Below are 10,957 nucleotides of genomic sequence, written 5' to 3'. Positions count from 1 at the left end.
ACGAGGGAGAACGACATGCTGCACACCGTCGACCTGGTGGTGATCGTCGCGTACCTGGCGGCCACCGCCTGGCTGGGCCTGCGGCTCAGCGGCAAGCAGAAGGGTCTGCGGGACTACTTCCTCGGCAGCCGCAACCTGCCCTGGTGGGCGGTGTGCCTGTCGGTGGTCGCGACCGAGACGAGCGCCCTGACCGTGGTGGGCACGCCCGTCATGGCGTTCGTCGGGAACATCTCGTTCCTCCAGGTGGCGCTCGGCTACCTGCTGGGGCGCGTGGTCGTGGCGTTCCTCATGCTGCCGCGCTACTACGACGGCGAGATGGTGACCGCGTACGCCTACCTGGGCAAGCGGTTCGGGTCGAGCACGCAGACCACGGCCGGGGTGACGTTCCTGTTCACGCGCCTCCTGGCCGACGGCGTCCGCGTCCTGGCCGCCGCCATCCCGCTCAAGCTCATCCTCGACGGGCTGGGCATCACCACGAACTACTTCACGATCATCGTCGTGCTGGCCGTGGTGACGATCCTCTACACGTTCATCGGCGGGATCCGCGCGGTGGTCTGGGTCGACGTCGCCCAGATGCTGCTGTACGTGCTGGGCGGCGTCCTGGCGATCGTCGTCATCTCCGTGCAGACCGGGGGCGGCTGGCTCACCGAGGCCGCCGACGCCGGCAAGCTGCAGATGTTCGTGTTCTCCGGGAACCCGATCTCCGACTCGTCGTCGTTCGTCGCGTCGCTGCTGGGCGGTGCCGTCTTCGCGATGGCGTCGCACGGCGCCGACCAGCTCGTGGTGCAGCGCCTGCTGGCCTGCCGCAGCAAGGTCGAGGCGCAGAAGGCGCTCATCTGGTCCGGCGTGGTCGTCCTCGTCCAGTTCGCCGTGTTCCTGCTCGTCGGGCTCGCGCTGTGGGGCTACTACGACCACGCGACGCCCGACCAGCTCGGCCTGACCCGCAACGACGAGATCTTCCCGCGCTTCATCGTCGAGGGACTGCCCGCCGGCGTGTCCGGGCTGCTGCTCGCCGCCATCCTCGCCGCGGCGATGAGCACCCTGTCGTCCTCGCTCAGCGCGCTGTCCTCGTCGACCGTGACCGACGTGTACGCCAAGCTGCGCCGCACCCCCGTCACCGACGAGCAGGGCCTGCGGGTCGGGCGCTGGGCGACCATCGGCTGGGGGCTGGCGTTCATCGCGCCGGCGGTGTTCTTCCAGTCCGACGAGGGCAACATCGTCGTCCTCGCGCTCGGCATCGCGGGCATCACCTACGGCGGCCTGCTCGGGTCGTTCGTCCTCGGGATCGTCAACCGGCGGGCTCGGGCGCTGGACGCCAACGTCGCGTTCGTCGCGGCCGTCGCGGTCAACCTGTTCTTCTTCGTCATGGAGAAGTACGTCACCGGCGAGGTCTGGGTGGCGTGGCAGTGGTACCCGCTGCTGGGCGTGCTCGTCACGCTGGCCGTCGGCGGCCTGCTGTCCCTGCGTCACCCGTCCGGCCCCGCCGCCGACGTCGACGCCGAGCTCGCGGAGCAGGTCCGATGAGGGCGGCCGACGGCGCGCTGTCGCCGACCGAGCGTCGTCACCCGGGCACGGAGGACATCGACGCGGTCCCGACGCTGGAGGTGCTCACGCGCCTCAACACCGAGGACCGGGTGGCGGTGGACGCCGTGCGCGCCGTGCTGCCGGCCCTCGCGGAGGTGGTCGACGAGGCGGCCGCCCGGTTCCGCCGCGGCGGTGCCGTGCACTACTTCGGGGCGGGGACCTCGGGCCGACTCGGCGTGCTCGACGCCAGCGAGCTCCTGCCCACGTACAACCTGGAGCCGGACCGCGTCGTCGGGCACATCGCCGGCGGGCGCGACGCGCTCGTCCGTGCCGTCGAGGACGCCGAGGACTCGACGGCCGAGGGAGCGCGCGACGCGGCCGGGCTCGGCCCCGACGACGTCGCCATCGGGCTGGCCGCCAGCGGCACCACCCCGTACGTGGGCGGGGCGCTGGCCACGGCCCGCGCCGGCGGCGCGTTCACCGTGCTGGTGTCGTCCAACCCCGCCACGCCGCTGGCCGCCGGCGTCGACGTCAACATCACGCTCGACACCGGCCCCGAGGTGGTCACGGGCTCGACCCGGCTCAAGGCGGGCACCGCGCAGAAGCTCGTGCTCAACAGCTTCTCGACGGCGCTGATGATCGCCGTGGGCCGCACCTACGGGAACCTCATGGTGTCCGTCGTGGCGACCAACGCCAAGCTCCGCGAGCGGACGGTGCGGATCCTGCGCGAGGCGACCGACCTGGCCGAGGACGACGCCCGGATCCTGCTGGAGCGGTCCGACGGCGACCTCAAGGCCGCCGTCGTCGCCGCCCTCGCGGACGTGGAGCCCGCCCGCGCGCACGAGCTCCTCGCCGCGACCGCGGGCTCGGTGCGCGCCGCGCTCGCGGCGGCGCGCGAGCCGATCCGGGACGCGGGGGCGACCGGCGCATGACCGTGCTCGCGATCGATGTCGGCGGGTCCGGCAGCCGGGTCGCGGTGCGGGCCGACGACGGGCCGCGCCACGAGCTCGCGGGCGAGCGGGTGTCGGTGGGCGCGGACGGCGCCTCCGTGCCGGCGCTCGTCGAGGCGCTGCTGACCGCGGCCGCCGCGCGCTGGCCCCGCGAGGTGGCCGCGGTGCGGGGTGTCGGGGTCGGTGCCACCGGGCTGGGCAGCCTGGTCGCGGACCCGGCCGCCCTCGCGCGGACCGTCGCGGACCGTACCGGTGCGCCGGCGGCGGTGGCGATCGACGCCGTCACCGCCCACCTCGGCGCCCTCGACGGCGCGGGCGGTGCCGTCGTCGTGCTCGGTACCGGCGCGATCGCCGTCGGCTGCGCCGACCCCGACGCGGGCACGCCGTGGCGCCGGGTCGACGGGTGGGGGCACCTGCTCGGGGACCGTGCGAGCGGCGCCCGGATCGGGACGGACGGCCTGCGGGCCGCCCTGCTGGCCCACGACGGCGTCGACCCGTCCGGCGCCGGGCTGCTCGCCGCGGCCAGGGAGCGGTTCGGCGACCCGGCCACGTGGCCCCGCCAGCTCTACCCGCGCCCCGACCGGGCCGGCGTGCTCGCGTCGTTCGCCGTCGACGTCCTCGGCGCCGCGGCCGCGGGGGACCCGGTGGCCGCGCGGATCGCGGCCGACGCGGGGACGGACGCGGCGCACAGCGTCGTGGCGGCGCTGCCGCCCGACGCCCCCGCGCAGGTCTGCCTGGCGGGAGGCGTCGCCCGGGCGGGCGGCGCGCTCACCGCGGCGTTCGGGACCGCGGTCGCGGCCCTGCGCCCCGACGTCGTCGTCCGCCCCGCGGCCGGCGACCCGCTCGACGGCGCGCTCGCGCTCGCCGTCCGCGCGGCCGACGGCCGGGCGACCACCCAGGAGGGGTTCCTGTGGACCTGATCGACGACCTCGTCGCCGCGCTCGGCACCGACCGGGTGCTGCGCCGCTCCCTCGACCGGCACGTGCGCGCCCACGACGCCTCCCACTACCTCCTGGTGCCCGCCGCCGTGGTCGTGGCGCCGGACGCCGCCGCCGTGGCGCGCACGTTCGCGGTCGCCGGACGGCACGCCGCCCCGGTGACGCTGCGCTCCGGCGGCACCAGCCTGTCCGGCCAGGCGAGCGGCGACGGCGTGCTGCTCGACACGCGGCGCGGGTTCCGTGACGTCGAGGTCCTCGACGACGGCCGGCGCGTGCGCGTCCAGCCGGGCGTCACGCTGCGCGCCGTCAACGCGCGCCTCGCGCCGTACGGGCGCGCGCTCGGCCCCGACCCGGCGAGCGAGTCGGCGTGCACCGTCGGGGGAGTGGTCGCCAACAACTCGTCCGGCATGGCCGCCGGCACCGAGCACAACAGCTACCGCACGCTCGAGTCGATGACGGTGGTGCTGGCGTCCGGCACGGTCGTGGACACCGCCGCACCCGACGCGACCGAGCGCCTGCGCGCCGCCGAGCCGCACCTCGTGGCCACCCTGGAGCGGCTGCGCGACGAGGTCCGGGCCGACCCGGCCGCGACGGCCGAGATCGCGGCGCGCTTCGCCATGAAGAACACGATGGGCTACGGGGTGAACGCGTTCGTCGACGCCGACGACCCGGTCGAGATCCTGCGGGGGCTGCTCATCGGCTCCGAGGGGACCCTCGGGTTCGTCGCCGAGGCCGTGTTCCGCACCGTCCCCGTCCAGCGGGCGGCCGCCACCGGGCTGCTCGTGCTGGACGGCGTCGAGGAGGCGGCGGCCGCGCTGCCCGCACTGGTGGCCACGGGCGCGGCCGCGCTGGAGCTCATGGACGCCACCTCCCTGCGGGTCGCGCAGCGCGCGGCCACGGTCCCCGCGGCGCTGCGCGACCTCGACGTCGTCGAGCACGCCGCGGTGCTGGTCGAGTACCGGGCCGACGACGAGGAGGGCCTCGCCGCGGCCACCGCCGCCGCCCGACCCGTGCTCGACGCGCTGCCGGCCGTCGCGCCCGTCGACCTGACCTCCGACCCCGCCGAGCGTCGCGCCCTGTGGGCGGTGCGCAAGGGCCTGTACGCCGCGGTGGCGGGCGCCCGTCCGGCCGGCACGACCGCCCTGCTGGAGGACGTCGTCGTGCCCGTCGAACGGCTCGCCGACACGTGCCGGGAGCTGGCCGCGCTGCTCGCCCGGCACGGCTACGCCGACCCCGTGGTGTTCGGCCACGCCAAGGACGGCAACCTGCACTTCATGCTCACCGACGACCTCGAGGACCCCGTCGCGCTCGCGCGGCTGGCGGCGTTCACGCAGGACCTCGTGGAGCTCGTGCTGCGCCACGGGGGCAACCTCAAGGCGGAGCACGGCACGGGGCGCGCCATGGCGCCCTTCGTCCCGCGCCAGTACTCGGCGAGGCTGGTCGCCGTCATGCGGTCGGTGAAGGACGCGTTCGACCCGGCCGGTGTCCTCAACCCGGGCGTCGTGCTCACCGACGACGACCGCGCCCACCTGCGCGACCTCAAGCCCGTCGACCGGGTGGACGCCGAGGTCGACCGCTGCGTGGAGTGCGGCTACTGCGAGCCGGTGTGCCCGAGCCGGGACCTCACGCTCACGCCGCGCCAGCGGATCGTCGCCCGGCGGGTGCGTCGCCGCGCCGAGGGCGACGGCGACGCCGTCCTGGTGGGGGAGATCGACGCCGCGTTCGAGTACGCCGGCGTGCAGACCTGCGCCGCGGACGGGATGTGTGCGACCGCCTGCCCCGTCGGCATCGACACCGGGTCGCTGGTCAAGCGGTTGCGCGCCGAGGGGCATGGGCGCGTCGAGCAGCGGGCCTGGCGCGGAGCCGCCGGGCACTGGTCCGCAGTCACGACGACGGCGGCCCGCGGGCTCGACGTCGCCGCACGCGTCCCCGCGTCGCTTGTGCAGAAGCCCAACGACGTCGTCCGCGCGGCGCTCGGTGCCGACACGGTGCCGCGGTGGAGCCCCGACCTGCCCGCGGGCGGTCGCCGGCGCAGCCGCACCGCCGGGGGCACCGGGGTGCCCGGCGAGGTCGCGGCCGTGTTCCTGCCGAGCTGCCAGGGCGCCATGTTCGCCGCCGCGGACGGACCCGACGGGGCGGGCCAGGGCGTGCAGGCGGCGCTCGCGCGGCTGTGCGCGGCCGCCGGGGTCGGCCTCGTCGTGCCCGACGGGCTGGACTCGCTGTGCTGCGGCACGCCGTGGTCGTCCAAGGGGTACACCGACGGGCACGCCGCGATGGCCGAGCGCGTGCTGGCGGCCGTGTCCGCCGCCCGCGACGCCGCCGACCACGACGTGCCCGTCGTCGTCGACGCCACGTCCTGCACCGAGGGTGTGGCCCGCGTCATGGCGGACGCCCGCGCGCAGGGCGACCCGCGCGCCGTGGACGTCGTCGACGCCGTGACGTTCGTCGCCCGGACCGTTCTGCCGCGCATCGACCCCGCGCGGATCCGGTCCGTCGCCTCGCTCACCCTGCACCCCACGTGCTCGTCCGTGCGGTCCGGCACCGACGACGACCTGCGGGCCGTCGCGGCGGCCGTCGCCGACGACGTGCGCGTCCCCGTGGACGCGGGCTGCTGCGGGTTCGCGGGCGACCGCGGCATGCTCCACCCGGAGCTCACCGCGGCCGCGACGGCCGCCGAGGCCGCCGACGTGGCGCGCCTCGACTCCGTCGAGCACGCGTCGTGCAACCGGGCGTGCGAGATCGCGATGTCCCGCGCCACCGGCCGCACGTACCGGCACGTGCTGGAGGTCGCGGCCGACGCGGTGGCCGCGACCGTCTGAGCGGCGAGGGCTACGCGGGCGGGCGCGCCCCGAACACGGCCGTGCCGACGCGCACCACCGTGGCGCCCTCGGCCACGGCGAGCTCCAGGTCGGTCGACATGCCCATGGACAGCTCGCGGGCGTCGACCGTCCCGGGGGTGCCCGAGGCCAGCACCTCGTCGCGGACGTCGCGCAGCCGCGCGAAGCCCGCACGGACCAGGGCCTCGTCGTCCGACCGTGCGCCGATGGTGAGGAACCCGGTCAGGCGCAGGCCGTCCAGCCCGGCGACCGCGGCGGCCAGCGCCGGGGCCTCGTCGGGCGTCACGCCGGACTTCGTCTCCTCGCCGGAGACGTTGACCTGCACCAGCACGTCGAGGGTGCGCCCGGCGCGCACGCACCGCTCCGCGACGGCCTGCGCCAGCGGCAGACGGTCGAGGCTCGCCAGCCCGGTGACCACGGGGAGCATCTGGTTGACCTTGTTGCGCTGGAGCGGGCCGATCATCTGCACCTCGAGGCGTCCCGCCGCCACGAGGTCCGCCAGGGCGGGAGCCTTGGCGACGAGCTCCTGCACGCGGTTCTCCCCGATGAGGACGGGCGCGTCGTCGCCCCGGGCGGCAGCGACGTCGGCCGCCACGGCGACGGCGTCGAGCACGGTGGCGGCGTCCTGCGTCTTGGTGGCGAGCATCATCCGGACGGACGCCGGGTCGCGGCCCGCGGCCGTGGCGGCGGCGTCGAGGCGTGCACGCGCGGCGAGCACCCGGTCGTGGAGCGTGGAGGGCATGGGGTCAGTCTAGGAACCTCGGGGTCGGGCTCCGGGAGGTCCCCGATGCGCCCGCGGGGCCCGCCGGGGGAGAATCGGGGGCATGAAGGCGCTGCTCAACATCATCTGGCTCGTGTTCGGCGGGTTCGTGCTCGCCCTGGGCTACGTCGTGGCGGGGATCGTCTGCTGCGTGCTGATCGTGACCATCCCGTGGGGCATCGCGTCGTTCCGCATCGCGGGGTACACGCTGTGGCCGTTCGGCCGGACGGTGGTGGACAAGCCGCAGGCGGGTGGCTGGTCGGTGCTGGGCAACGTGATCTGGTTCGTGTTCGCCGGCTGGTGGCTGGCGCTCGGTCACGTGGCCACCGCGATCGCGCAGGCGATCACGATCATCGGCATCCCGCTCGCGATCGCGAACCTCAAGCTCATCCCGATCTCGCTGCTGCCGCTCGGCAAGGACATCGTGCCCAGCGACGCCCGGTACCCGACCTACCAGCACTGACGGCCCGACAAGCGCGCGATCAGCGACACGGAGGAGGGACGGGACGTTGAGCCTGCGTGAGATCGAGGACTACCTCCGCCTCATCTCCTCCGAGCTGTCGGACTGCGAAACGAGCACAGAGCGACGCGACGGGATGGCTCTGCTACGGATGAGTCCCGTGGGGGACCCGACACGTTGGGTGGTGATATCGACGCCCGGGGACGACTGGTTCGGGCTCCGCGTCGCGGACGAGTTCATCCTCATCAACCCTACTCTTCGTCCGGACGACGAAGAGATCAAGGATTCTCTGGACGAGCTCCTGCTGGTCGCGGTCGGCTACTTGGAGGGCCGTTACAGGCGATCGGGCCGCGTCTTCCGCTCACTGATCGTCGAGACGCCGCAGGGGCGGGTGGTCCTCGGCCGGACAGTGGGGACCCACGTGCGCGCGTTGTTTGCGGACGTTGTCCGCCGCTGAGGTGGAGCAGTCCCGCAAGGCTTGTCATCGAACGGCAACGAGACGACGGCGGTACGTGAAGTACGCGACGCCCGCCGGAAGTACGCCTGTCGCCAACGCATGGCGAAGTTTGCCAAGACGTCCGACCGAGAGTCCTCCGGATCAAGACCTCGGTGTCATATACCCCGTGGGGTGCGGCACGAGCTTGACGCCCGCAGCGCCACCGGGTCAGAACAGAGTGGAGATGAGCAGCGCCGTCGGCACGGACACGACCGCCATGACGAGGGTCGGCAGGATGAACGAGTGGTTCACCACGTACTTGCCGATCCGCGTGGACCCGGTCTGGTCGATCTCGACGGCGGCGAGCTGGGAGCCGTTGGCGGGCAGCGTCATGACGCCGCCCATCGCGGGCAGGTAGGCGGCCAGCGTCGCCGTCGGCAGGCCCAGGCTCATGCCGAGCGGGATCATCGTGTTGACCGACGCCGACTGGCTGGTGGTGGCCGCCGCGACGAGGAACAGGCCCACAGCGAGGAACCACGGGTAGGTGGTGGCGATGTCGGTGAGCCCGCCGATGACGGTGTCCTCGTTGCCGGAGATGAACGTGTTCGCCAGCCACGCGATGCCGAGCAGGGCGATGATCGCCGTCAGCCCGGACTTGGTCAGCGGCGCGTCGAGCACGTCCGCGGGCTTGACCTGCCCGACCAGCATGACGACCAGCGCGACGGCGAGCATCACCATGGTGAGCAGCGTGGTCAGGGACAGGGTGACGGTCTCGCCGTCGACCGTCCAGGACGGCAGCAGGCCGTCGAACGCACCGAGCAGGACCACCAGCAGGACGCCGAGGAAGAACACCCCGGCGGCCCGCTTGGCGCGGGGCTCCACCGTCGTGGTGGTCGTCGTCGCGGGGGCGCCGCCCGCGGCGCCCGAGCGGGGCGGCGCCACGATGCCCTCGGCGAGGCGGCGCTGGTACTCCGGGTCGTCCGCGAGCTCGTGCCCGACCCGGGACTGCACGGCGGCCGCCACGATCGTGCCGAGCAGCACGGCGGGCAGCGTGATGAGCAGGATCTCGCCGAGGGACAGCGCGTCGTCCCGGTTGCCGGTGAGGCCGACGAACGCCGCCATCGCCGCGGCCACGGGGCTCGCCGCGAGGGCGAACCCGGACACCGCGACCGACGTCGCCAGCGGCCGTTCGGGGCGGATCCCGCGCTCGTAGGACACCTCGTAGATGACGGGCAGCAGCGGGAAGATGATGTTGCCCGTCCCGGACCCGGCGCAGAACAGCAGCGTCATGAGCGGCGCCAGGAAGTTGACCATGCTCGGCCGGGACCGGATCACCTTCTCCGCGAGCACCACGAGGTAGTCGATGCCCCCGGCGGACTGCATGGCGGACGCCGCCGTGATGACCGCGAGGATGACGAGGATGGCCTCCCACGGGATCGACCCGGGCTGCTCGTGGAACACGAACACGAGCACCAGGACGCCGACGGCGCCCCACAGGCCGAGCCCGACGCCGCCGAGACGCACGCCGAGGTAGATCGCGGCGACGACGACGAGCGCTTCCAGCACGAGGACGAGGGTGTCCACGCCCGCTCCTTCCGGTCGGCGGTGCACGGTCCGGCACGGCCCGACGGGCCGTGCGGGGGAGGGTCAGTCCTGGGCGAGCGCCTGGAGCAGGAGCGCCTGGGCGAGGGCCATGTGCTCGATCTCCCGGGGGTCCACGCTCTCGTCGGGGCCGTGGATGTTCGCGTGCTGCGCGTCCTCCGGCCCGACGAGCACGAAGTCGGCCTGCGGGGCCACCGACCGCAGGGTGTCCAGCAGCGGGATGGACCCGCCCGACCCGACCGTCTCCACCGGGCGGCCGTACGAGGTCGCGAGCGCGTCGCGCATGAGGCCGAACGCCCGCCCGTCGGTGGGCTGGGAGAACGGCGGCGACATCTTGTCCTCGGTCACGGTGACGCGGGCGTGGCCCGGCACCGCGGCGCGCAGGTGCCCCACCAGCGCGTCCATCGCGCCGCGCGGGTCCTGGCCCGGCGGGATGCGCATCGCCACCACGGCGCGCGCCGTCGGCTGGAGCACGTTGGACGCCTCCGCGGTGCTCGTGACGTCCATGCCCAGCACGCTCACGCTGGGGCGCGCCCACAGCCGGGACGCCACCCGGCCGGTGCCCACCAGGTCCACGCCGTCCAGCACGCCCGCGTTGGCGCGCAGCAGCTCCTCGGAGTGGTCGGCGCCCTCCCACTCGCCCGACGCGACACCCTCGACGGCGCACGCCCCGTCGTCGTCCACGAGCGTCGCGAGCGCCCGGATCAGGGCCATGAGCGCGTCGGGCGCGGCGCCGCCGAACAGCCCCGAGTGCACCGGGGCGGCCAGGGTCTGCACCTCGACCACGGCCTTGACGTGCCCCCGCAGCCCCACGCTGAGCACCGGCTCCCCGACCACCAGGTTGCCCATGTCCGCGACCACCATGACGTCCGCCTGGAAGTCGTCGGGGTGGGACTCGACGTGCGCCTCCAGGTGGGAGATGGTCTCCTCCTCGCCCTCCACGACCAGCCGCACCCCCACGGGCGGGCGGCCGTCGAACGCCGCCAGGGTCGCCAGGTGGATCGCGATCCCGCCCTTGTCGTCGGCGGCGCCGCGGCCGTGCAGGCGCCCGTCCACCCAGGTCGGGGTCCACGGGTCGGTCGACCACTTCTGCGACGACGGCACCGGCTGGACGTCGTAGTGGGCGTACAGCAGCACCGTGGGTCGCCCGGGCGGCGCGGGGATCTCCGCGGTGACGGCCGGGTAGCCGCCCTCGACGGGGGTCACGTGCGCCTCGACGCCGTACCGGCCGAACGCGTCCACGACGCGCTGCGCCGCGGCGTGCACCGGCTCGGCGGGGAACCCGGGGAACGCGCACGACGGGATCGCGACGAGCGCCTCGAGCTCGGCGAGGACGTCGGGCATGAGGCCGGCGATCTTGGGTCGCAGCACGGAGTCGTCGAGCGCGGCGTCGTCGGGGCCCGTCGTACCGGCGCCGTCGCTGGTGGGAGCGGTCATGACCCGACGGTAG

General features: G+C 74.6%; 9 protein-coding genes. 6 read left to right on the top strand and 3 right to left on the bottom strand.

The features are described from left to right. Positions 1-15 precede the first annotated feature (15 nt). Genes ATJ88_RS12685 through ATJ88_RS12670 form a run of 4 tightly spaced genes read left to right on the top strand, consistent with a single transcriptional unit; the run spans position 16 to position 6,231 of the window. On the top strand, positions 16-1,524 hold the full coding sequence (locus tag ATJ88_RS12685; protein WP_245852411.1) for a sodium:solute symporter: 1,509 nt from the start codon (positions 16-18) through the stop codon (positions 1,522-1,524). Then, complete coding sequence (gene murQ / locus ATJ88_RS12680; protein ID WP_098464133.1) at positions 1,521-2,456, top strand: N-acetylmuramic acid 6-phosphate etherase; 936 nt, start codon at positions 1,521-1,523, stop codon at positions 2,454-2,456. Before ATJ88_RS12685 ends, murQ begins: the two co-directional genes overlap by 4 nt. Beyond that, entirely contained in the window at positions 2,453-3,394 is a 942-nt protein-coding gene (locus tag ATJ88_RS12675; RefSeq protein WP_098464132.1) for a BadF/BadG/BcrA/BcrD ATPase family protein, read from the top strand. The genes murQ and ATJ88_RS12675 overlap by 4 nt, the downstream gene beginning before the upstream one ends. Next, positions 3,385-6,231 (top strand): FAD-binding and (Fe-S)-binding domain-containing protein, encoded by a 2,847-nt coding sequence (locus tag ATJ88_RS12670; protein ID WP_098464131.1) that lies wholly within the window; start codon positions 3,385-3,387, stop codon positions 6,229-6,231. Before ATJ88_RS12675 ends, ATJ88_RS12670 begins: the two co-directional genes overlap by 10 nt. A gap of 10 nt (positions 6,232-6,241) precedes the next feature. Here the strand turns inward: ATJ88_RS12670 and ATJ88_RS12665 are convergent, their stop codons facing one another. Further along, on the bottom strand, positions 6,242-6,991 hold the full coding sequence (locus ATJ88_RS12665; RefSeq protein WP_098464130.1) for a YggS family pyridoxal phosphate-dependent enzyme: 750 nt from the start codon (positions 6,989-6,991) through the stop codon (positions 6,242-6,244). Positions 6,992-7,073: 82 nt separating this feature from the next. Between ATJ88_RS12665 and ATJ88_RS12660 the strand changes: the two genes are divergently transcribed. Together ATJ88_RS12660 and ATJ88_RS12655 are read left to right on the top strand one after the other, a co-directional pair. Then, positions 7,074-7,472, top strand: a complete 399-nt coding sequence (locus ATJ88_RS12660) for a YccF domain-containing protein (protein WP_098464129.1) — start codon at positions 7,074-7,076, stop codon at positions 7,470-7,472. Positions 7,473-7,518: 46 nt separating this feature from the next. Beyond that, a complete protein-coding gene (locus ATJ88_RS12655) occupies positions 7,519-7,926 on the top strand; it encodes a hypothetical protein (protein WP_098464128.1) in 408 nt (135 codons plus the stop codon). 207 nt (positions 7,927-8,133) lie between these two features. Here the strand turns inward: ATJ88_RS12655 and ATJ88_RS12650 are convergent, their stop codons facing one another. Both ATJ88_RS12650 and ATJ88_RS12645 read right to left on the bottom strand, forming a co-directional pair. Beyond that, positions 8,134-9,489 carry an anaerobic C4-dicarboxylate transporter family protein gene (locus tag ATJ88_RS12650; protein WP_098464127.1) on the bottom strand — a complete coding sequence of 452 codons (1,356 nt, stop codon included), beginning with the start codon at positions 9,487-9,489 and terminating at the stop codon, positions 8,134-8,136. 63 nt (positions 9,490-9,552) lie between these two features. Continuing rightward, positions 9,553-10,944: a M20/M25/M40 family metallo-hydrolase gene (locus tag ATJ88_RS12645; RefSeq protein WP_098464126.1), complete on the bottom strand. Its 1,392-nt coding sequence runs from the start codon at positions 10,942-10,944 to the stop codon at positions 9,553-9,555. Between the last annotated feature and the right edge of the window lie 13 nt (positions 10,945-10,957).

This window comes from Isoptericola jiangsuensis (genome assembly GCF_002563715.1).
Lineage (GTDB): Bacteria > Actinomycetota > Actinomycetes > Actinomycetales > Cellulomonadaceae > Isoptericola > Isoptericola jiangsuensis.
The sequence above is the reverse complement of the archived record's forward strand: the minus strand, read 5'-3'. Positions and strand labels throughout refer to the sequence as shown.